Origin of the sequence: Nocardioides sp. Root1257, assembly GCF_001425175.1 — a bacterium.
In the GTDB taxonomy this organism is placed as follows: Bacteria; Actinomycetota; Actinomycetes; order Propionibacteriales; family Nocardioidaceae; genus Nocardioides.
The window spans coordinates 465,685-486,998 of record NZ_LMDV01000009.1; the positions used below are offsets into that span (position 1 = coordinate 465,685).

The following is a 21,314-nucleotide window of genomic DNA, read 5'->3' on the forward strand; positions in this document are numbered from 1 at the left end:
CGCCGTCGGTGGGGGTCTCAGTCACAGGTCTTCGTCTCTCTGGTCGGCTCTACTGGAATCTAGTGATCTCGCTAGAGACCTAGATATCCAGGAATCGGACGTCCTTGGCGTTGCGCTGGATGAAGGAACGACGCTGCTCGACGTCCTCGCCCATCAGGATCGAGAAGATCTCGTCGGCGTGGGCGGCGTCGTCCAGGGTCACCTGGAGCATCAGGCGCTGGTCGGGGTCCATCGTGGTCTCCCACAGCTCCTTGGCGTTCATCTCGCCGAGACCCTTGTAGCGCTGGACCGGGTTCTCCTTCGGGAGCTTCTTGCCCGCGGCCTGGCCGTCACGCAGCAGCGCGTCCCGCTCGGCGTCCGAGTAGACGAACTCGTGCTCGTGCGGCTTGTTCCAGCGCAGCCGGTAGAGAGGGGGCTGCGCCATGTAGACGTAGCCGCCCTCGATCAGCGGCTTCATGAAGCGGAAGAGCAGCGTGAGCAGCAGCGTGTTGATGTGGTGGCCGTCGACGTCGGCGTCGGCCATCAGCACCACCTTGTGGTAGCGCAGCTTCTCGATGTTGAACTCTTCCTGGATGCCGGTGCCCAGGGCCGAGATGATCGACTGCACCTCCTGGTTGCCCAGGACCTTGTCGATGCGGGCCTTCTCGACGTTCAGGATCTTGCCGCGGATCGGGAGGATCGCCTGGATCCGGGGGTCGCGGCCCTGCCGCGCCGAGCCGCCGGCGGAGTCACCCTCGACGATGAAGACCTCGCACTCGGCGGGGTTGGTCGACTGGCAGTCCGACAGCTTGCCCGGCAGGCTGCCGGAGCCGAGCAGGCCCTTGCGCGAACGGGCCAGGTCGCGCGCCTTGCGCGCCGCGATCCGGGCCTGCGCCGCGGCCTGCGACTTGCGGATGATGTCGCGGCCCTCGGCGGGGTTCTGCTCGAGCCACGCGCCGAGCTGGTCGTTCATGATCCGCTGCACGAAGCCCTTGGCCTCGGTGTTGCCGAGCTTGGTCTTGGTCTGGCCCTCGAACTGCGGCTCGCCCATCTTGATCGAGATGATCGCGGTGAGGCCCTCGCGGATGTCGTCGCCGGAGACCCGGTCCTCGGGCTTCTTCATCAGGCCCCACTCGAAGCCCCAGCTGTTGACCAGCGAGGTGAGCGCCGCGCGGAAGCCCTCCTCGTGGGTGCCGCCCTCGTGGGTGTTGATCGTGTTGGCGAAGGTGTGCACCGACTCGGAGAACGTGGTGTTCCACTGCATGGCCACTTCGAGGCTCATGTGGTTCTCGGAGGACTCCGGGGTCTCGGCCTCGAAGGAGATGACCGTCGGGTTGGCGACGGTCTTGCGACGGTTCAGGTACTCGACGTAGTCGACCAGGCCGCGCTGGTAGCAGAACGTCTGCTCGATGCCGCCGCTCTCGCCGCGCTTGATCGCGTCGTCGCGCGAGGAGTCGACGTCGGCGGCGACCGTGTCGTCCTCGACAGCGTCGACGATCTCGGACGCGACCGGCCGCTCGTCGCGGACCACGATGGTCAGGCCCTTGTTGAGGAAGGCCATCTCGCGGATCCGCGAGGTGACCGTCTCGAGGTTGTACGTCGTGGTCTCGAAGATGTCGGGGGAGGCGTAGTAGGTGATCGTGGTGCCGGTGCTCTCGCCCGGCTCCATCGCGCGCACCTGCTCGAGCGCGCCGTCGGGCACGCCGACGGTGAAGGTCTGGCGCCACAGGTGGCCGCGGTTCTTGACCTCGGCGATCACGTTGCTGGAGAGCGCGTTCACGACGGACACGCCGACACCGTGCAGGCCGCCGGAGACCTTGTAGCCGCCGCCACCGAACTTGCCGCCGGCGTGCAGCACGGTGAGCGCGAGCGTCAGCGCTGGCAGCTCCTGGCCCGGGGCGGTGTCGGTGGGAATGCCGCGCCCGTTGTCCTCGACCCGGATGCCGCCGTCCTCCTGGAGCGTCAGCACGATCCGGTCGCAGTAGCCGGCGAGCGACTCGTCGACCGCGTTGTCCACGATCTCCCAGATCAGGTGGTGCAGGCCGCGCTCACCGGTCGAGCCGATGTACATGCCGGGACGCTTGCGCACGGCCTCGAGGCCCTCGAGGACCTGGATCGCGGACGCGTCGTACTCGACGGCGGGGGTCGCGGGTGCGGGAGTCTCTTCGGGGGTCTCGTCGGGGATCTCGACGGGGCTGTCGTCGGACACGCGCACCTCTTCACAGGGCTACTGGTGACAGGGAGAAGACATGGAGAAGGCCGCAGCACGGGGGCGCTGGCGGCCGACGTCCATGATACCCGTCAGAAGGCCGTATTCCACGTGTGCCCCTCGGAGGAGGGGGGATCTGTGGATGAAAATGGGGCCGTAGCGTCCCGTGAGCGCCGATCGAGGGGCCTCGCAGGGGTGTCGACAGGTCCCCGTACGTCGGCGGGCCCGCCAGATCGTCTCTGGGCGACTCGGGGGTCACCCGTAGGTGTCGCGCGGGCCACGGCCGTCGCGGACCGAGCGGGGCCCCTTCTTCCAGGTCGGGCCGTGCGGGCCGAGCACCTCGATCACGGTGACGGTGCCGTGGCCGAGCTCCTCGTTGAGCCGGCGCACCACCGTCGGGGCGAGCAGCCTCAGCTGGGTGGCCCAGGCGGTCGACGCGGTCCGCACGACCAGCCGGCCGTCGGCGAAGCTCTCCGGGGTGCAGTGCTCGGCGACCTCGGCGCCCACCAGCTCCGCCCAGCGGCCGAAGACGCCCTGGACTCGCAGGTCGAGGTCCCAGCCGTGATCGGCGACCAGGCGCGAGAGCGTGTCGTCGAGCAGCTGCGGGTCGCGGTCGTCGGGATGGGCGCCGGTGACCCGGCTGCGGTTCCACTTCGAGTCCTGGCGCTTCGGCTTGCGGGCCTTCGGGGTCGACTTCGCGGTCGCCCGGGTCAGTGCTCGCGCGAGATCGAGCCCGTCCGGGTCGTGGCCCGCGGGGTCCGGGGGTGTCTCGACCGGGTCGTCAGGGCTCACGGCGGACCTCGCCACCGGCGACGGCGTACCGCACCCCGGCCAGCGCCTCGGGCACGTCGGCGCCGACGGCCGCGGTGACGAGCACCTGCTCTGCATCGGCGACGAGCTCCGCCAGCTGCGCGCGTCGCTCGGTGTCGAGCTCGGCGAAGACGTCGTCCAGGATCAGGATCGGGTCGTCGCCGTCGGCACGCAGCAGGTCGTACGACGCGAGGCGCATCGCCAGCGCGAACGACCAGGACTCGCCGTGCGAGGCGTAGCCCTTCACCGGCAGGCGGTCCTGGTCGGGACCGTGCCCGAGGCTGAGCAGCAGCTCGTCGCGGTGCGGCCCGACGAGCGAGATCCCGCGGTCGAGCTCGTCCTTGCGCCGTCGTTCGACCTCGGCGAGCAGCGCGTCGGTGAGCTCCTCGCGGGTGGTGCGCCCCTCGAGGTCGAAGGAGGGTCGGTACTCGAGGTCGGCGTCGTCGCGGGTCGCGCCGCGGGCGACGGTCTCGTACGCCTTGCCGACGTACGGCCGCAGTGCCTCGACCAGGGCGAGCCGCTCGGCCAGCAGCTCCGCGCCCACCCGGGAGAGGTGGTCGTCCCACACACCCAGGGTCGAGAGCGCACCCTCCTGGCTCGAGGACCCGCGCCGGGCGGCACCCGCCGTCTTCAGCAGGGAGTTGCGCTGCTTGAGGATCCGGTCGTAGTCGGAGCGAACGCCCGCCAGCCGCGGCGTGCGCAGCACGAGCAGGTCGTCGAGGAACCGGCGCCGGTCGGAGGGATCGCCCTTCACCAGGGTCAGGTCCTCCGGCGAGAAGACGACCGTGCGCACCAGCCCGACGAGCTCGCGCGCCCGGGGGAGGGGGGAGCGGTTGACCCGCGCGCGGTTGGAGCGCCCCGGATTGATCTCCACCTCGAGCACGGCGGTCCGCCCGTCGCGTACGACGGCTGCCCGGACCACGGCCTGCTCCGCGCCGGACCGCACCAGTGGTCCGTCACCGGAGACGCGGTGCGACGCGAGGCGTGACAGGTAGTCGATCGCCTCGACGAGGTTCGTCTTGCCCTGGCCGTTGCGGCCGATGAACGCCGTCACCCCGGGCCCCAGCTCGACGTCGGCGGTCGCGTAGGACCGGAAGTCGTGGAGCGAGAGGTGGGCGACGTACACGGACTGCGTCGGTCAGGCTGGGCCGGCCGCGTCCCCACCGGCCGGCGGCTCGGTGTGGACGGCGTGCCCGCCGAACTGGTTGCGCATCGCGGCGATGGCCTTCATCGCGGGGCTGTCGTCCTGGCGCGAGGTGAAGCGCGCGAAGAGCGAGGCGGCGATGACGTTCATCGGTACGGCGTTCTCGATCGCCGCCTCGACGGTCCAGCGGCCCTCGCCGGAGTCCTCGGCGTACCCGGCGATCTTGTCGAGGTGCTCGTCCTCCTCGACGGCGGCGACCAGGAGGTCCAGCAGCCAGGAGCGGATGACGGTGCCGGAGCGCCAGGAGTCGAAGACCTCGGTGACGTTGTCGACGAGGTCGACCTTCTCCAGCAGCTCCCAGCCCTCGGCGTAGCTCTGCATCATGGCGTACTCGATGCCGTTGTGGACCATCTTGGCGAAGTGCCCGGCACCGGGCTTCTTGCCCGCGTGGACGAAGCCGCCCTCCTCGGGCTTCAGCGCGTCGAGCGCCGGCTGCACCTTGGCGACGTCCTCATCGGTGCCACCGCACATCAGGGCATAGCCGTTCTGCAGACCCCAGACCCCTCCGGAGACGCCGCAGTCGACGAAGCCGATGCCCTTCTCGGCCAGCATCGCCGCGTTGGCCTGGTCGTCGGTCCACTTGGAGTTGCCGCCGTCGACGACCAGGTCACCGTCGCCGAGCAGCCCACCGAGCTCCTCGATGGTGCTGCGGGTCGGGTCCCCTGCGGGGACCATCACCCAGACGACCTTGGGCGACGGCAGCTGCTCGACCATCGCGGCGAGGCTGTCCGCGTCGGCGAGATCGGGGTTGCGGTCGTAGCCGATGACGGTGTGGCCGGCGTCGCGCAGACGGGTGCGCATGTTGCCACCCATCTTGCCGAGCCCGACGAGTCCAAGTTCCATACGACCCAGCCTAGGACGAAGTGGTTACGAGAGCAGCCGGCGCGGCATCAGCAGGTAGCGGAACGCGGTCTCCGCCTCGCCCTCCGTCGACCCGCTCAGCACCACGGGCTTGGAGGCCTGGGTGAAGGCGAGCTCGATCACCTGCTGGTCCATGACGGTCAGGCCGTCGAGCAGGAACTGCGGGTTGAAGCCCGTCGTGATGTCCTCGCCCTGGATGCTCGCCTCGATCGACTCCGACGCCTGGGCCTCGTCGCCGGACCCGGCGTCGAGCGTGAGGACGCCGTCGCTGAACGCGAGCTGCACCGCGGTGTTGCGCTCGGCGACGAGCGAGACACGGCGGACGGACTCGATCAGCGCCGTCTTGTCGACGAGCGCGGTGGTGAGGTGCTCGGCCGGGAAGAGGCTGCGGACCTTCGGGAACTCGCCGTCGAGGAGACGGGTCGTCGTACGACGGCGGCCGCCGGGTGCGTCGCCCTCGAAGCCGATGATGCCCTCGCCGGTGCCAGTCGTCGCGAGCGCGATGGTGACCTCGCCGCCGGCGGTCAGCGCCTTGGCGGTGTCGCCGAGCACGCGCGCCGGCACCAGGGCGGCGGCCGAGACGTCCGGGGTGTGCGGGTTCCAGGCGAGCTCGCGGTGCGCGAGCCGGAACCGGTCGGTGGCCAGCAGGGAGATGGTGGATCCGTCGATCTCGATCCGCACGCCCGTCAGGACCGGGAGCATGTCGTCGCGGCCGGCGGCGGTGACCGCCTGGGCGACGGCGTGGGCGAAGCCCTCGCTGTCGACGGTGCCCGTCGCGGCCGGCATGTCGGGCAGCGCGGGGTAGTCCTCGACCGGCATGGTCTGCAGGCTGAAGCGTGCCGAGCCGCAGGTCAGCGAGACCCGGGCGCCGTCGAGCACCATGTCGACCGGCTTGGCCGGGAGGCTGCGGCAGATGTCGGCGAGCAGTCGACCGCTGACCAGGGCCCGGCCCTCGTCGCTGACCTGCGCGCTGAGCGTGGCTCGGGCCGAGGTCTCGTAGTCGAAGGTGGACAGCACCAGCCCGTCGTCGTTCGCCTCGATGAGTAGACCGGCCAGGACCGGGACGCTCGGACGGACCGGGAGGCTGCGGGCAGCCCAGGCGACGGCATCGGCGAGCACGTCGCGCTCGACGCGGAACTTCACGATGTGTCCTTCGGGTCGGACGGGTGGGGAGGTGAATCCTGCCATGCAGGCACAGCGAGCGGGAGGTTCGGTGGGGATTCTGGGGGTTTGTCCCCAGGTCGGGGTCCGGATGGACGTTGACGGGGGATCTCTAGGTCTAGAGGTACGGAGGAGTCATAGCAACGGTGGAAACTGTGGACAACTCCTGAAGTCCCAGGTCAGGGGCACCTTTTGAGGTGCACAGGCCCTGTGCACCGCCGCCGACGAGCTGGCTGGAGGGTGTGGAGCGGCGCCGGGGGTGCACACCGGGGGAGCAGCCCGTCCACAGGCGAGGCCGATGGATGTCATTTGAGCGCACACCTCGTCCACAGGCCGTGGAACGACACGTTGCCCCCACGTTGCAACGACCGAGCGTGCTCAGGACTGGCGGGCCTGGAGCTTGATCCGGTTGGTGAGCTCGCTGACCTGGTTGAAGACGGCGCGGCGCTCGGCGAGCAGCTGGTTGATCTTGCGGTCCGCGTACATGACCGTCGTGTGGTCGCGGTTGCCGAACTGCGCGCCGATCTTCGGCAGCGAGAGGTCGGTGAGCTCGCGGCAGAGGTACATGGCGATCTGGCGGGCCATCACCAGGTGCCGGCCGCGGCTGGGACCGGTGAGCTCCTCGATCGAGAGCCCGAAGTACGCCGCCGTCTGGGCGATGATCAGCGCGGCGGTGATCTCCGGCTCGCCGCCCTCGGGGATCAGGTCCTTGAGCACGATCTCGGCCAGGGTCATGTCGACCTCCTGGCGGTTCAGGTTGGCGAACGCCGTGACCCGGATCAGGGCGCCCTCGAGCTCGCGGATGTTGGTCTGGATCTTCGAGGCGATGAACTCGAGCACGTCCGGGGGCGCGGTGAGACGGTCCATCGCGGCCTTCTTGCGCAGGATCGCGATCCGTGTCTCGAGGTCGGGTGGCTGGACGTCGGTGATCAGGCCCCACTCGAACCGGTTGCGCAGCCGGTCCTCGAGCGCCTCGAGGCGCTTGGGGGCCCGGTCGGAGGTGAGGACGATCTGCTTGTTGGCGTTGTGGAGCGTGTTGAAGGTGTGGAAGAACTCTTCCTGCGTCTGGGTCTTGCCCTCGAGGAACTGGATGTCGTCGATGAGCAGCACGTCGACATCGCGGTAGCGACGCTTGAACCGGTCCTGACGGTCGTCGCGGATCGCGTTGATGAACTCGTTGGTGAACTCCTCGCTGGACACGTACCGCACGCGGGCGGAGGTGTAGAGCGATCGGACGTAGTGGCCGATGGCGTGCAGGAGGTGGGTCTTGCCGAGTCCGGAGTCGCCGTAGACGAGCAGCGGGTTGTAGGCCTTGCCCGGTGCCTCGGCCACCGCGACGGCAGCCGCGTGCGGGAACCGGTTCGACGAGCCGATGACGAAGGTCTCGAAGGTGTACTTGGGGTTCAGCCGGGTCTCGAGGGAGGTCGGGCGCGGACCGACGTCGACCGGCTCCGGGGTGGGCGGGGGCGCGCTGGCCGTCGGGGCGACATCCACTTGTCGATTTGTCGACAAGTCACTTTGTGTCTCAGGCAGTTCCTCGACGGTGGCCGGGGTCATCTCCGTCTCGAGGGCGGGGTTGACGGTCACCGCGATCCGGATCTCCCGGCCGAACCGGAGGCTCAAGGCATCCTCGAGCTGGGCGCGCAGCCGGCCCTCGAGCTGGTTGCGGGTGAAGTCGTTGGGAACCGCGACGATGGCCGTGCTCTCGTGCAGCGTCACCGGCTCGCTGGCGCTGAGCCAGGCACGCTGGTTGGGCTGGAGGTCGTCGACCACCCCCCGCCAGGCGACGTCGAGGTCCGAGGTGTGCTGCTCCACCGCTCCCGCTTTCTTGATGCTGGTCTTCAGGCTGCTGCCCGAGTTGCGTCCACAACTTTGTCCACAGGTTGTGAACCCGACGCTCTCGTTGTGGAGAGAGTAGGCCCGAGACACATCCCAGATCCGGAGAACGTGCTGTTTTCGCAGGTCAGAGGCTGATTGCGTCCGATGTGTCGGGCGTCACACGACCTGCGGGGAAGCTCTGGATCACGGGTGGCGGGGAACCCCGGTGCTCCGGAACGTAACAAGGTTCCGACGCCTCCGGCAACCCGTCATCCACAGGTTCCGTCGGCACCGGCGTGCGCGGGTTTGACCCTGTGGATTCCCAGCGCGTACCGTTGCTCGGTCACCCGGTGTCGACAGGTGCCGCATGTCCACGAAGAGCAGCTGATCCGACCGGATCGTCGTCGTGGGTGGGCGGTGCCAGCCGAAAGGCGATCCGGCCCCTCGCGGGCCGGTCATCGGTACCGACCGTCCCGGCCCGGTGTGGCTGCCCTGAACCACTACGGAGAGAACCTCGTGAGCAAGCGTACGTACCAGCCGAACAACCGCCGCCGTCACAAGGTGCACGGCTTCCGCCTGCGGATGCGCACCCGTGCGGGTCGTTCGATCCTGTCCTCGCGCCGCCGCAAGGGCCGCAAGAGCCTCGCGGTCTGACGGCCGCGTCCCGCCTCCCCAGGCCGGCACGTGCTGCCGTCGGAGAACCGTCTGACCGACGGTGCGTCCTTCCGGCAGACCGTGCGCAGCGGCCGGCGGGCCGGAAGCCGGACCGTGGTGGTCCACCTCGTCGAGGTCGACCCTGCGGTCGGTGACTCCGGACCCCGGATCGGCTTCGTGGTCAGCAAGGCGGTGGGCAATGCCGTGGTCCGCAACCACGTGAAACGTCGACTTCGACACCTCGCCCGGGAGCACGTCTCGTCGCTCCCGGGCTCTGCTGTGCTCGTGGTCCGCGCGCTGCCGGCCGCGGCATCGGCGTCGACCAGGGAACTCTCTGCCGACCTGAGCCGTTGTCTCGCTCGCGTGCAGCCGGAGGTGACCGCGTGAGGTACGACCCGTTGCGATGGCTGCTGATCGGGTTCCTGCGGACCTACCGACTGCTGATCAGCCCCCTGTACGGCCAGGTCTGCCGCTACCACCCGTCCTGCTCGGCGTACGCACTCGAGTCGGTGACGACGCACGGGAGCCTGCGCGGGACGTGGCTGGCGGTGCGTCGCTTGGGTCGCTGTCATCCTTGGGCCGCCGGCGGCTACGACCCGGTGCCGCCCCGGGCACACCCTGCACACTCCTCCCGCGTCCACGCGGGCACATCGCACTCACCCCAGCAAGGAGCCTGATTCGTGGGAGCCATAGGCGATCTCGGCCACCTCATCATGACGCCGCTGTACTACGCGATCTCGGCGGTCCTGGTGGCGTGGCACTGGATGCTCACCACCCTGGGTCTCGATCCCGACGGCGGTGGGACGTGGGTGCTGGCCATCATCGGCCTGACCCTCACGGTGCGTGCCCTGCTCATCCCGCTGTTCGTGAAGCAGATCAAGTCCAGCCGGAACATGCAGCTGATCCAGCCCAAGGTCAAGGAGCTGCAGAAGAAGTACGGTCACGACCGGGAGCGTCTCGCCCAGGAGACGATGAAGCTCTACAAGGACAGCGGGACGAACCCGTTCGCCTCGTGCCTGCCGATCCTGATCCAGATGCCGATCTTCCTGGCGCTGTTCCGCCTGCTGGACCACCACGCCGCCAAGGGTGACGGGATCGCCTTCCTGACCCCGGAGCTGGCCAAGAGCTTCGGTGAGGCCAAGCTCTTCGGCACCATCCCGATCACGGCAACCTTCCTGCGCTCCGACGGCCTGCTGTCCGTGCAGATCCTCGCCGCGGTGCTGGTCGTCGCGATGACGGCGACGACGTTCACGACCCAGCGCCAGCTGATGAGCAAGAACATGCCGGCCGACGCGCTCAGCGGCCCGTACGCCCAGCAGCAGAAGCTGCTGCTCTACGTGCTCCCCGTCGTGTTCGCCGTCGGTGGCATCGCGTTCCCGATCGGCGTCCTCTTCTACTGGACCACGTCGAACCTGTGGACGATGGGCCAGCAGTTCTACGTGATCCGCAACAACCCCGCTCCTGGCACCGCCGCGGCGACCGCGAAGGCGGAGCGCGACCGGGCGAAGGCGGCCAAGCACGGCAAGCCCGTGGAGGCCGTGGTCGAGCCCGTGGTCGAGGAAGTGAAGCGCCCGCAGACGCGACAGCAGCCGAAGAAGCAGTCGAAGTCGCAGCGCAAGCAGAGCCCGGGTCAGCGACCCGCCCCCAAGCCGAAGCCCGAAGGAGGCACCGATGAGTGACGAGACCGTGACCGACGAGACGACCCAGGCCCCCGAGATGACCCAGACCGGTCCGGAGCAGGTCGAGACCCCCGAGGGCGAGGGGACGACGAAGACCCGGACCTCCCGTCTGGAGGAGCTCGAGCAGGAGGGCGACATCGCCGCCGACTACCTCGAGGAGCTGCTGGACATCGCCGACCTCGACGGCGACCTGGACATGGACGTGGACGGCGACCGTGCTGCTGTCTCGATCGTCGGTGCCGAGCTCTCGCAGCTCGTGGGCGACAACGGCGAGGTGCTGGAGGCGCTGCAGGAGCTGACGCGCCTGGCCGTGTACCGGGAGACCGGCGAGCGGACCCGGCTGATGCTGGACATCTCCGGTTTCCGGGCGCGCAAGCGCGAGGAGCTGATCCGGGTCGCTGAGGAGTCCGTCGCCACCGTGCGTGAGACCGGCGAGCCGCTGTCGCTCTCGGCCATGACGCCGTTCGAGCGCAAGGTGGTGCACGACGCCGTCGCGGCCGCCGGCCTGACCTCGGAGTCGGAGGGCGTCGAGCCCCGCCGCTTCGTCGTGGTGCTGCCGGGCTGACGATGGACCCCGACGTTTCACGTGAAACGCCCTCCACGCCCGAGGTGGCGCGGAGGGCGTTTCCGTCTGACCGGCTGGCCTTGGCGGAGCAGTACGCGCACGTGCTCGCGACCGACGGTGTGGTCCGAGGACTCATCGGTCCTCGAGAGGCCCCGCGGCTGTGGGACCGCCACCTGGTGAACTGCTCGCTCCTGGGAGAGTTGCTCCCCCAGGACGCGACGGTGTGCGACATCGGCTCGGGAGCCGGGTTGCCGGGTCTGGTGCTCGCCATCGCCCGCCCCGACCTGTCGCTGACCCTGGTCGAGCCGTTGCTGCGTCGGACGACCTTCCTCGAGGAGGTCGTGTCCGGCCTGGGGCTCGGCAACGTCGAGGTCGTCCGTGGTCGCGCCGATGCGCTGCACGGGTCACAGACCTTCGAGGTCGTGACCTCGCGTGCGGTGGCTCCCCTGGGCCGGCTGCTCGACTGGTCGATGCCGCTGGTGGCTCCGACGGGGTCGCTGGTGGCGATGAAGGGCAGCTCCGTGCGAGACGAGATCGAAGCGGCTGGAGCGGACCTGCAACGCTGGGGTTGCGCGGAGCCGGAGGTGCACCTGCTGGGTGAGGGCTGGCCGGTGTCCCCCACCGTTGCCCTCCGGGTGGCCTGGGCCGACCCCGGACGGGTATCTTGGCCGCTTGCGTCGAGTCCGGCCGCGCACGGCAGCGCTGGTCGAGGCCGGTCGACAGGAAAGCGGAGGCGGAAGTCGTGACGGAGAACGCCGATCCCGGGGCAGAGTTTTCCACCGGGTCGGAGACCCCTGGTGAGCGGGGTTATCCACAGACTGACCAGAGTTCTCCACAGCAACCCGACACGTCGTCCCCGGACGATGTTTCACGTGAAACGCCCGTCGGTGGGCTCAACCAGGGCTTCCGGGTGCGCACGGCCGCAGACATCGCGGTCGCCGCGCCGACCTTCGACGACGACCACGCCACTCCGTTGGCCCGGGCCGCCGAGCACATCGTGCTGGCCCGGCAGGGCGCTCGGATGAGGCCGCCACTGACCCGGCCCAGCAAGACCCGGATCTTCGTCGTGGCGAACCAGAAGGGCGGCGTCGGCAAGACCACGTCGACCGTCAACGTCGCCGCGGCCCTGGCCCAGCTCGGTCAGCGCGTCCTCGTGATCGACCTCGACCCCCAGGGCAACGCCTCGACCGCCCTCGGGGTCGAGCACCGACGCGGCGTCCCCTCGACCTACGACGCCCTCGTCGACGGCGAGCCGCTCATCGACGTGATGACGCAGTCCCCGGAGGTCGACAACCTCTGGGCCGTGCCGGCGACGATCGACCTCGCTGGCGCGGAGATCGAGCTGGTCTCGGTGGTCGCCCGGGAGAGCCGCCTGCGCAAGGCGGTCTATGGACACCCCTGGGTGGGCAGCGCCCACGAGGCCGGCGACCAGCGCTTCGACTACGTGCTCATCGACTGCCCGCCGTCCCTGGGCCTGCTGACCCTGAACGCGCTGGTGGCCGGCGACGAGATGCTGATCCCGATCCAGGCGGAGTACTACGCGCTCGAGGGCCTCGGCCAGCTGCTCGAGACAGTGGAGATGGTGCGCGCGCACCTCAACCAGGGTCTCGAGGTCTCCACGATCCTCGTCACGATGTACGACGCCCGCACCCGGCTCGCCTCGGGCGTGGCCGAGGAGGTGCGCGAGCACTTCGGCGACCAGGTGCTCAAGACGAGCATCCCGCGATCGGTCCGGGTCTCGGAGGCCCCGTCCTACGGCCAGACCGTGATGACCTACGATCCGGGTTCGCCGGGTGCGCTCTCCTATCTCGAGGCCGCACGTGAGATCGCCATCCAGGGAGCCAGTAGATGAGTGCGAACCGTCCTCCGCAGCGCCGAGGACTCGGCCGTGGCCTGGGTTCGCTCATCCCGACGGGGCCGCCCGCCGACGAGGCCGGCGACGACGCCGCGGCCCCGGAGGCCGAGCAGCGCGGCCAGCTCGACGTCGCCGGCCTCGCGCCGGTGGCGGGCGCCTACTTCGCGGAGCTCCCGGTCGGGCAGATCCAGCCCAACCGGGTCCAGCCGCGCCAGGTCTTCGACGAGGAGGCGATGGCCGAGCTGGTGCACTCGATCAAGGAGATCGGGGTGCTCCAGCCCGTCGTCGTACGTCGGCTCGGGACCGACGAGTACGAGCTCGTCATGGGGGAGCGGCGGTGGCGCGCCTCGCAGGAGGCCGGCCTGGAGCTGGTGCCGGCGATCGTCCGCGAGACCGACGACGTGGACATGCTCCGCGACGCGCTGCTGGAGAACCTGCACCGCTCGCAGCTGAATCCTCTCGAGGAGGCGGCCGCCTACGCGCAGATGCTCGACGACTTCGGCTGCACGCACGAGGAGCTGGCGAGCCGGATCGGTCGCTCCCGTCCCCAGATCAGCAACACCCTCCGACTCCTCAAGCTGACGCCGGCCGTGCAGCGGCGGGTCGCTGCGGGCGTGCTGTCAGCGGGTCACGCCCGTTCCCTGCTCGCCATCGAGGACCCCGAGGTCCAGGACCGGCTCGCGGGCCGGGTGATCGCCGAGGGCATCAGCGTCCGCGCCCTCGAGGAGATCGTCGCCATGCGCGACGTCGACCAGGCCGCGCCCCGCGTGGTCCGCAAGAAGCCGGTCGCACCGGGCCTGGTGGACCTGGCGGAGCGGCTGTCGGACCGCTTCGAGACCCGCGTCAAGGTCGACCTGGGCCGGAGCAAGGGCAAGATCACCGTGGAGTTCGGGTCGATCGACGACCTGCAGCGCATCGTCGACATCATGGACCCGCGCAACCGCAACGACCGCCCGATCTGAGCCATTCATCTATCTAGCGGTAAAGCGGCAAGACGGTAAATCAACAAGTCACTTTGTCGACTTGTTGGCCTTTCGCTCCGCTCGCCGACGGCGCTCCTCGTCGTCGAGCCGGAGCGCCTCCTCGGGCGTCGGAGCGCTGCCGCCGTACGACGCCGGCAGCCACCAGGACCCGGGTGGCTGCTCGTCCGCGGGGTAGTCGCGGATGGTCCGGTCCAGCAGCTCGGTCATGGCGGCCCGGAGCTCCGCGGTCTCGGCGACCGGGTCCGCACCCGTGGGGTGCAGCGGCGCCCCGACGCTGATCGAGATCGTCTTGCCCCGGGAGAAGTCGCGCGGGTGGTCCTTGGTCATCATCCGCTGGGTGCCCCACATCGTCACCGGCACCAGCGGGACCCCCGCCTCGGCCGCAATACGGACCGCTCCCGTCTTGAACTCCTTGAGCTCCATCGAGCGCGAGATGGTGGCCTCCGGGAAGATGCCGACGGCCTCGCCCCGGCGGAGGTAGTCGACCGCGGTCCGGAACGACGCCTCACCGGCACCCCGGTCCACCTCGATGTGGTGCAGCGAGCGCATCAGCGGGCCGACGAGCGTGTGGTCGAAGAGCTCGCGCTTGGCCATGAAGCGGACCAGCCGCCCCGAGGGGTTGGCGGCCAGGCCGCCGTAGATGAAGTCCACGTAGCCGATGTGGTTGCAGGCGAGCAGGACGCCGCCCGAGGTCGGCACGTGCTCCGTGCCGGTCATCCGGAAGCGCTGCCCGAGGAGCCGGAACGAGGTCTTCGCGGCGACGATGATCGGGGGGTAGGTGATGTCGCGCATGGTGCTCCTCGGCTCAGCGGCGGGTCTCGAGGAAGTCGGCGATCCGGCCGATCGCCTCCTCGAGGACGTGCAGGTCGGGGAGGGTCACCAGCCGGAAGTGGTCGGGGCGCGGCCAGTTGAAGCCCGTCCCGTGCGTCACCAGGATCTTCTTGGCCCGCAGCAGCTCGATGACGAAGGCCTCGTCGTCCTCGATCGGGTAGACCTCGGGGTCCAGCCTCGGGAAGCAGTAGAGCGAGCCCTGCGGCTCGACGTTGCTGACGCCCGGGATCTCGTTCAGCAGCCGGCTCGCCGTCTTGCTCTGCTCGTAGAAGCGACCGCCGGGGAGGATGAGCTCCTCGATCGACTGGTAGCCGCCGAGGGCCGTCTGGATCGCGTGCTGCGCCGGGACGTTGGCGCACATCCGCATGTTGGCCATCAGCGTGAGGCCCTCGAGGAAGTCCTCCGCGAGCTCCTTGGGGCCCGAGATCATCAGCCAGCCGGCGCGGTAGCCGCACACCCGGTAGGCCTTGGAGAGGCCGCTGAACGTCAGGCAGAGCACGTCACTGCCGGCGTACGTCGCCGCGTGGTGGTGCACGGCGTCGTCGAAGATGATCTTCTCGTAGATCTCGTCGGTGAACACGACCAGGTCGTGGCGCCGGGCGATGTCGACCAGCCCCTTGACGACCTCGGCGCTGTAGACGGCGCCCGTGGGGTTGTTGGGGTTGATGATCACCAGACCGTGGGTGTTCTCGGTGATCTTGGCCTCGATGTCGGCGAGGTCGGGGTTCCAGTCGTCGTCCTCGTCGCACTCGTAGTGCACCGCCGTACCGCCCGCCAGGGTCACGGCACCGGTCCAGAGCGGATAGTCCGGCGCCGGGATCAGGATCTCGTTGCCGTCGTCGAGGAAGGCCTGGAGCACCATCGAGATCAGCTCGGACACCCCGTTGCCGATGAAGATGTCGTCGACGTTCACGTCGCGCAGGCCGTGCGACTGGTAGTACTGCGCGACCGCCGTGCGGGCCGGGTAGATGCCCTGGCTGTCGCTGTAGCCCTGGGAGTCGGGCAGGTGGTGCACGATGTCGGCGACGATCGCCTCGGGGGCGTCGAAGCCGAACGGCGCGGTGTTGCCGATGTTGAGCTTCAGGATGTGGTGGCCCTCGGCCTCCAGCCGCTGTGCCTCGAGCAGGATCGGACCCCGCACGTCGTAGCGGACGTTCTGCAGCTTGCGGCTCTGTCGGATCTTGCGCACCCCGCCATCCTGACAGGCCCGCGCCTACGATGGCCCTGGGGTTTCATCCGTCGGAGGTGTGATGTCGCGCAAGGTCGTCCGGCTGACGCTCGATCATCTCGAGGAGTTCGAGGCGCCGTGCCGCTCCTGCCTCTTCTGGGAGCTGGACCCCGTACGCCGCGACCGGGTCTCCGACGCGTGCGCGGAGAAGGACGCCTGGGTCTCGGAGGTCCTGCGGGAATGGGGCTCCTGCGGACGGGTGGTCCTGGTCGACGACGTGCCCGCCGGGTACGCCGTCTACGCGCCGGAGGCGTTCGTGCCCGGGGCTGCCGCCTTCCCGACGGCGCCCGTGTCGGCCGACGCGGTGCTGCTCACGACGCTCCACGTGGAGCCGGCGTACCGCGGCGGGGGGCTGGGCCGGATGCTGGTCCAGGGGATGGCGCGCGACCTGATCGAGCGAGGCGACGCGGGCGCCATCGAGGCCTTCGGCGACCCGACGGGCCGCGGGGGTCGCTGCCTGCTCCCCGTCGAGCTCCTGGGCAGCGTCGGCTTCAAGACGCACCGCCCCCACCCGACCGCACCCCGGATGCGGATGGAGTTGCGCAGCGCGGTGAGCTGGCGCGACGAGTTCGAGTCGGCCTTCGGCCGGGTGCTCGGCGCGATGCGCCCGAAATCAGCACGAGGCCCGGCGCCGAAGGCGACGCGGGCCTCGCGAGAAAGCTGAGTGGATCAGGCGATGTACTCGGCGAGCTCGTCGAGCAGCTTCGCCTTCGGGCGGGCGCCGACGATGCTCTTCACGACCTCGCCGCCCTGGTAGACGTTGATGGTCGGGATGCCGGTCACGCGGTACGACGACGGCGTCACCGGGTTCTCGTCCACGTTCATCTTGAAGAAGGTGACCTTGTCACCGTGGGCGGTCGCGATCTCGTCGAGGATCGGGGCGACCTGGCGGCACGGGCCGCACCACTCGGCCCAGAAGTCCACGAGGACCGGCTTGTCGGACTTGAGGACCTGAGCCTCGAACTCGGCGTCGGTCACTGCACTGATGTTGCCCACGGATTGATTCCCTTCTAGGTGAACACGGAGGTCTGATGCACTCAACACCACCGTGCGGCGCGATGTTCCCCGCCGCTCCGGCGTACGGCGTGCTCAGGCCTCGACGAGCTCCTGGCTGCTCGCGGCGTGGTCGAGGTCGGCCAGGTAGCGCTCGGCGTCGAGGGCTGCGGCGCAGCCGGTGCCGGCGGCGGTGATGGCCTGGCGGTAGTGGTGGTCGACCAGGTCGCCGGCGGCGAAGACGCCGGGCAGGTTGGTGGCTGTCGAGGGGTGTTGGACCAGCACGTAGCCGTTCTCGTCGAGGTCGACCTGGCCGGGGAGCAGCTCCGAGCGCGGGTCGTGGCCGATGGCGATGAAGAGGCCGGTCGCGTGCAGGTTGCTGGTCGCGCCGGTCACGGTGTCCTCGAGGGTCAGCGACTCGAGCCGGTCGGCGCCGTTGATCTCCTGGACCTTGGAGTTCCAGATGATCTCGAGCTTGGGGTCGGCGAACGCCCGCTCCTGCATGATCTTCGAGGCGCGCAGCTCGTCGCGGCGCACGATCAGGGAGACCTTGGACCCGAAGCGGGTCAGGAAGGTGGCCTCCTCGATCGCGGAGTCGCCGCCGCCGACCACGGCGATGTGCTGGTCGCGGAAGAAGAAGCCGTCGCAGGTGGCGCACCAGGAGACGCCGCGGCCGGAGAGCTCGTCCTCACGCGGCAGCTCGAGCTTCTTGTAGCCCGAGCCCATGGCCAGGATGACCGAGCGCGCCTGGTAGGTGTCCGTCGCGGTCTTCACGATCTTGAGGTCGCCGGTCAGGTCGACCTCGACGACGTCGTCGGAGACCAGCTCGGCGCCGAAGCGCTCGGCCTGGGCGCGCATCTCGTCCATCAGGGCCGGGCCCATGATGCCGTCGCGGAAGCCGGGGAAGTTCTCGACCTCGGTGGTGTTCATCAGCGCACCGCCGGCCGTCACCGACCCCTCGAACACGAGCGGGTTCAGGTTGGCGCGGGCGGTGTAGAGGCCGGCGGTGTAGCCGGACGGGCCGGAGCCGATGACGATGACGTCACGAACGGTGTCGGACATGGAGTGTGGGTCTCCTCGGGACGAGTGGGTCTGCGACCAGTAGAACCGATCGTAGGCGAGGAAACTTCCCTGGCCGGGAGCGGACCGGGACTCAGCCCGCGGGGACCGTCGTCGACCGCGTGGGCGTCGTCTCCCCGCACAGGTAGAGGTCGGCCTCGCGGGTGCCTCCCGAGGCCCGGCGGAGCACCAGGACGCCCGGCTCCCCGTCGTACCGGACCGCGATCCGCAGGCCGCGGCCCCAGGCCGCGTCGTTGCACCAGCCGGGCGGCGCGTCGAGGCTCGAGTAGTCGTTGATCCCCTGGTCGAGCTCGTCCTGCGTGCGCGCGGCGAGGGCGTCCAGGCCACCGGCCGCGTCGGCCCGGGCCAGCCGCTCGTCGAAGTCCTCCGAGGTCAGCCTCAGCACCCGACCGGGAGCGACGGCCTCGGGGGCGGCGGCGGAGGGGGCTCTGCCGCTGCCACCGCCGTCGTCCTGCGCCGACGACTCGGCGGTCCCGGAGTCAGCGTCGCCCGAGGCGCCGAGGTCGACCCGGCTGATCCCGACACCGACGACCACGACGGCCGCGGCGGCGACCAGGACGTTGCGCACGACGCGTCGCCGGCGGCGCGCGGCCAGGTCGACGACCGGCGCGGTGGACCGAGGCTCCGCGCCGAGGTCGGCCAGCACCCCGTCGAGCCGGGCGGCGACGTCGTCGGGCAGCGGCTCGTCGTGGCGCGCGTCGGCGAGGAGCCGGCGTACCTGCTGCTCCTCGGGGGTCAGGTCGGGGTCGGACACGGGTGTTCACCTCCTCGGCGGTGGGAGTGGGGTGGTGCTGGTGGCGTCAACGCTCCACGACGGGCGGGGGGCCGCGCGGTGCGTCCGTGGGTTCGACGGTCGACGGCGGGACCGGGTTCCGTGCGGGCGTGTCGTGCGGGTCACGCTCGGCAGTGTCCAGGAGCGGCGCGAGCAGCTCGGCGAGCCGGGCCCGACCGCGCGAGCAGCGCGACTTCACGGTCCCGACGGCACAGTCGAGGATCTGGGCGGCCTCCGCGACCGGATAGCCCTCCATGTCGACGAGCACCAGCGCCGCCCGCTGGTCGTCGGGCAGGGTGCGCAGCGCGTCGAGGACCAGGGTGCGGCGCTCGACCCGGGCCGCGTGCTCCGCGGGGTCCGCCGCGTCGTCGGTCGCGGAGCGGAGCGAGCCACGGTCGCGCTCGTCGAGGTCGTCGGGCAGCGCCTCGGTACGACGTACCTTGGCGGCGCGGAGCCGGTCGAGACAGGCGTTGACGACGACGCGGTGCAGCCAGGTGGTGACCGCCGCGTCGCCGCGGAACGTGCCGGCCCGGCGGTACGCCGCGACCATGCCGTCCTGGAGGCCGTCGGCAGCGTCCTCGCGGTTGCCCATCGTGCGCACCGCGACCGCCCAGAGCCGGTCGCGGTGGCGGGCGAAGAGCAGCCCGAACGCGTCCCGGTCCCCGGCGACGTGGGCGGCGAGCAGGTCCGCGTCGGTGAGGCCCTCGTCGGACCCGTCGGCGCCGCTCATCCGCGCACCGTCACCTCGGCGACCTCGCCGCGGAACTCGGAGCCGACCGCGGGCACGGACGTCAGCCAGACCACGAGGTAGCGGCCCCGCTGCGGCTGGTCGAGGGTCAGCTTCCGGGTGTCGTCGACGGTCCCGGTGGCGACGGGGGTGAGCCCGTCGACCGTCGTGGGCGCGGTGTCGGCGAGGTAGAGGGAGATCCCGGTCGCGCCGCCCCCCACGGTGAGGTCGACCGACGACACGTCGCGGACGGAGCCGAGGTCGAGGACCAGGCCGACGCCGGACTTGAGGCCGCCGGGGCCGAAGTTCTGCTTGTAGTCCATCGTGTGCCACGACGTCGCCGGGTCGCCGTCGACGGCCAGCGGGGCCAGCTCGGGATACTCCTCCGGCGGGTCGCCCTCGGGGTCGAAGTCGGTCGCCCGCACGCCCGTGATCGGGCCGGCCGACGCCGAGGCGGGGGCCCGGCTGGTCGGTGCCGGTGTGGTGGGGTCGTCGTCGGGGACCGCGCCGAGCGGCGTCCGCCCGCGCCCGAGGTTGTAGGCGACGACCACGGCCACGAGCAGCAGGACGGCGACGGCGATCACGGCGGCCAGCCGCAGCCAGCTCCGGCCGGGGACGTCCTCGTCCGGCTCGTCGGTGGCCGGGATGGTGCCGGTGCCGGTGTCCCAGGGCCAGAAGCCGGCCCGACCGGTGCCGCCGGCGGCCGGCGGCGGGGGAGGAGCCGGCGCGGGGGTGGGTGCGGGAGCCGTCCGAGCGCCGGGCCGCGGCGTCCGCGCCGGGGCGCCGCCTGCCGGCGCCGGTGCGAACAGCGGCCGCTCCGGCGGCTCCTCGAACGGCGGCGGTGGAGGAGCCGCCTCGCCGGGCGCGTCCAGCCACGACACGTCGTCGGTCTCGTCGTCGAAGATCGGGAGGCCGGCCTGGGTCGGCAGCTCGGTGGGCTCCTGGGCGGCCTCGGGCTCGGGCTCCGGCTCCGGCTCGGGTTCCGGCTCGGGCTCGGGCGGCGGAGGGGCGGCAGCGCGCACGGGCGGGTCGGCCAACGCAGGGAGCATCACGATCTCGGTGGTGTCCCGGTGCCCGGCGGCGGCCTCGGCCTCGACCAGCCCCGCGGGGTCACCGACGAAGACGGACAGGTAGTCGGCGATGCCCTGGGCGGAGCCGACGTCGTGGACCTCGCGGAGGCGGGCGCCGGCCGGCCCCGAGTAGGGGTTGACCACCTCGTCGCAGAGCGTGTCCAGCGGCCGGGGGATGCCGGCGCGGACCTGGCGGGGCCGCAGCACCCGGCCCTGCACGAGCGGCGCGTCGACGAGGGCGGAGGAGGAGACCCCGGGCCACTTGCCGGTGAGGGCGCAGTAGAGGAGGCCGCCCAAGTCGGCGACGTCGGTCGAGACCCGGCCGGGCGGCAGACCGTGCATGGCGGCGTCCACGGCGTACCCGATCAGGCGGACGGCGCCGGTGCTGTCGACCAGGACGTTCTCGGGGATGAGCCGGCCGTGGCACACGCCGAGCTCGTGGCCCGCCGCCACGGCGCCGGCCACCTCGGAGACCAGCCAGGCCGCGCGGCGCGGGCCCAGCGGACCGGACGCGAGCATGATGTCGAGCGAGTCGCCCGAGCCCCACTCGTTGATGACGTAGCAGACGCCGTCGGCCCGGTCGGCGTCGAGCACCCGGAGCAGGCGCCGGTCGTGGATCGTCGCGGAGCGGCGGGCGGCCTCCAGCAGCGGCGCCGCGCGCTCGTCGTCCTCGGCGATGACGTGGAGGGCGACGTGCCGCTCGAGGACCCGGTCGTGGGCTCGCCAGAACCGGCCGCCCCCGCTCTCGGTGAGCAGGTCGACCAGTCGGTACCGGTCGGCGAGCACGTCGCCGGGCCGGATCGAGCTCGGCACTCAGCTCCCCTCGTCGGATTCA

Annotated in this window: 22 protein-coding genes; 9 read left to right on the forward strand and 13 right to left on the reverse strand. The window is 70.6% G+C overall.

Annotated elements, in window-relative coordinates; all coding sequences use genetic code 11:
• Positions 1-79: 79 nt before the first annotated feature.
• The 6 genes from gyrB to dnaA all read right to left on the reverse strand — a co-directional run bounded on the left by gyrB (position 80) and on the right by dnaA (position 8,057).
• A complete protein-coding gene (gene gyrB, locus ASC77_RS16415) occupies positions 80-2,188 on the reverse strand; it encodes a DNA topoisomerase (ATP-hydrolyzing) subunit B (RefSeq protein ID WP_082574833.1) in 2,109 nt (702 codons plus the stop codon).
• A 255-nt stretch (positions 2,189-2,443) separates the two neighbouring features.
• Positions 2,444-2,980: a DUF721 domain-containing protein gene (locus tag ASC77_RS16420; RefSeq protein WP_056155278.1), complete on the reverse strand. Its 537-nt coding sequence runs from the start codon at positions 2,978-2,980 to the stop codon at positions 2,444-2,446.
• Positions 2,970-4,124: a DNA replication/repair protein RecF gene (gene recF / locus ASC77_RS16425; RefSeq protein WP_056155280.1), complete on the reverse strand. Its 1,155-nt coding sequence runs from the start codon at positions 4,122-4,124 to the stop codon at positions 2,970-2,972. The genes ASC77_RS16420 and recF overlap by 11 nt, the downstream gene beginning before the upstream one ends.
• Before the next feature lie 12 nt (positions 4,125-4,136).
• On the reverse strand, positions 4,137-5,045 hold the full coding sequence (gnd, locus tag ASC77_RS16430; RefSeq protein ID WP_056155285.1) for a phosphogluconate dehydrogenase (NAD(+)-dependent, decarboxylating): 909 nt from the start codon (positions 5,043-5,045) through the stop codon (positions 4,137-4,139).
• A gap of 24 nt (positions 5,046-5,069) precedes the next feature.
• Positions 5,070-6,206, reverse strand: a complete 1,137-nt coding sequence (dnaN, locus tag ASC77_RS16435; protein WP_056155288.1) for a DNA polymerase III subunit beta — start codon at positions 6,204-6,206, stop codon at positions 5,070-5,072.
• A 396-nt stretch (positions 6,207-6,602) separates the two neighbouring features.
• Entirely contained in the window at positions 6,603-8,057 is a 1,455-nt protein-coding gene (gene dnaA, locus ASC77_RS16440; RefSeq protein WP_056156539.1) for a chromosomal replication initiator protein DnaA, read from the reverse strand.
• A 501-nt stretch (positions 8,058-8,558) separates the two neighbouring features.
• Between dnaA and rpmH the strand changes: the two genes are divergently transcribed.
• The 8 genes from rpmH to ASC77_RS16475 all read left to right on the forward strand — a co-directional run bounded on the left by rpmH (position 8,559) and on the right by ASC77_RS16475 (position 13,757).
• Positions 8,559-8,696 (forward strand): 50S ribosomal protein L34, encoded by a 138-nt coding sequence (gene rpmH, locus ASC77_RS16445; RefSeq protein ID WP_056156542.1) that lies wholly within the window; start codon positions 8,559-8,561, stop codon positions 8,694-8,696.
• A gap of 30 nt (positions 8,697-8,726) precedes the next feature.
• Positions 8,727-9,083, forward strand: a complete 357-nt coding sequence (rnpA, locus tag ASC77_RS16450; RefSeq protein WP_056155290.1) for a ribonuclease P protein component — start codon at positions 8,727-8,729, stop codon at positions 9,081-9,083.
• Positions 9,080-9,373 (forward strand): membrane protein insertion efficiency factor YidD, encoded by a 294-nt coding sequence (gene yidD / locus ASC77_RS26240; protein ID WP_082574835.1) that lies wholly within the window; start codon positions 9,080-9,082, stop codon positions 9,371-9,373. Before rnpA ends, yidD begins: the two co-directional genes overlap by 4 nt.
• Positions 9,374-9,376: 3 nt before the next feature.
• A complete protein-coding gene (yidC, locus tag ASC77_RS16455) occupies positions 9,377-10,375 on the forward strand; it encodes a membrane protein insertase YidC (protein WP_056155295.1) in 999 nt (332 codons plus the stop codon).
• Positions 10,368-10,940: a protein jag gene (locus ASC77_RS16460; RefSeq protein WP_082574837.1), complete on the forward strand. Its 573-nt coding sequence runs from the start codon at positions 10,368-10,370 to the stop codon at positions 10,938-10,940. Before yidC ends, ASC77_RS16460 begins: the two co-directional genes overlap by 8 nt.
• A 2-nt stretch (positions 10,941-10,942) precedes the next feature.
• Positions 10,943-11,686, forward strand: a complete 744-nt coding sequence (rsmG, locus tag ASC77_RS16465; RefSeq protein WP_056155297.1) for a 16S rRNA (guanine(527)-N(7))-methyltransferase RsmG — start codon at positions 10,943-10,945, stop codon at positions 11,684-11,686.
• A gap of 164 nt (positions 11,687-11,850) precedes the next feature.
• Positions 11,851-12,792: a ParA family protein gene (locus ASC77_RS16470; RefSeq protein ID WP_056155300.1), complete on the forward strand. Its 942-nt coding sequence runs from the start codon at positions 11,851-11,853 to the stop codon at positions 12,790-12,792.
• On the forward strand, positions 12,789-13,757 hold the full coding sequence (locus ASC77_RS16475) for a ParB/RepB/Spo0J family partition protein (protein WP_056155303.1): 969 nt from the start codon (positions 12,789-12,791) through the stop codon (positions 13,755-13,757). The genes ASC77_RS16470 and ASC77_RS16475 overlap by 4 nt, the downstream gene beginning before the upstream one ends.
• A gap of 48 nt (positions 13,758-13,805) precedes the next feature.
• Here ASC77_RS16475 and ASC77_RS16480 read toward each other — a convergent pair whose 3' ends face one another.
• Together ASC77_RS16480 and ASC77_RS16485 are read right to left on the reverse strand one after the other, a co-directional pair.
• Complete coding sequence (locus ASC77_RS16480; RefSeq protein WP_056155305.1) at positions 13,806-14,570, reverse strand: lysophospholipid acyltransferase family protein; 765 nt, start codon at positions 14,568-14,570, stop codon at positions 13,806-13,808.
• Positions 14,571-14,583: 13 nt separating this feature from the next.
• A complete protein-coding gene (locus ASC77_RS16485) occupies positions 14,584-15,798 on the reverse strand; it encodes a pyridoxal phosphate-dependent aminotransferase (protein WP_056155308.1) in 1,215 nt (404 codons plus the stop codon).
• Positions 15,799-15,859: 61 nt separating this feature from the next.
• On the opposite strand from ASC77_RS16485, the gene ASC77_RS16490 reads away from it, so the two are divergent.
• Positions 15,860-16,501 (forward strand): GNAT family N-acetyltransferase, encoded by a 642-nt coding sequence (locus tag ASC77_RS16490; protein WP_056155312.1) that lies wholly within the window; start codon positions 15,860-15,862, stop codon positions 16,499-16,501.
• A 5-nt stretch (positions 16,502-16,506) separates the two neighbouring features.
• On the opposite strand, the gene trxA is transcribed toward ASC77_RS16490, so the two are convergent.
• The 5 genes from trxA to ASC77_RS16515 all read right to left on the reverse strand — a co-directional run bounded on the left by trxA (position 16,507) and on the right by ASC77_RS16515 (position 21,292).
• Entirely contained in the window at positions 16,507-16,833 is a 327-nt protein-coding gene (gene trxA / locus ASC77_RS16495) for a thioredoxin (protein WP_056155315.1), read from the reverse strand.
• Between the two features lie 93 nt (positions 16,834-16,926).
• Positions 16,927-17,892, reverse strand: a complete 966-nt coding sequence (gene trxB / locus ASC77_RS16500; protein ID WP_056155318.1) for a thioredoxin-disulfide reductase — start codon at positions 17,890-17,892, stop codon at positions 16,927-16,929.
• 91 nt (positions 17,893-17,983) lie between these two features.
• Positions 17,984-18,664 (reverse strand): hypothetical protein, encoded by a 681-nt coding sequence (locus ASC77_RS16505; protein WP_056155321.1) that lies wholly within the window; start codon positions 18,662-18,664, stop codon positions 17,984-17,986.
• Between the two features lie 46 nt (positions 18,665-18,710).
• Positions 18,711-19,412 carry an RNA polymerase sigma factor SigM gene (gene sigM, locus ASC77_RS16510; protein WP_056155325.1) on the reverse strand — a complete coding sequence of 234 codons (702 nt, stop codon included), beginning with the start codon at positions 19,410-19,412 and terminating at the stop codon, positions 18,711-18,713.
• Positions 19,409-21,292: a protein kinase family protein gene (locus ASC77_RS16515; protein ID WP_056155328.1), complete on the reverse strand. Its 1,884-nt coding sequence runs from the start codon at positions 21,290-21,292 to the stop codon at positions 19,409-19,411. Before ASC77_RS16515 ends, sigM begins: the two co-directional genes overlap by 4 nt.
• Between the last annotated feature and the right edge of the window lie 22 nt (positions 21,293-21,314).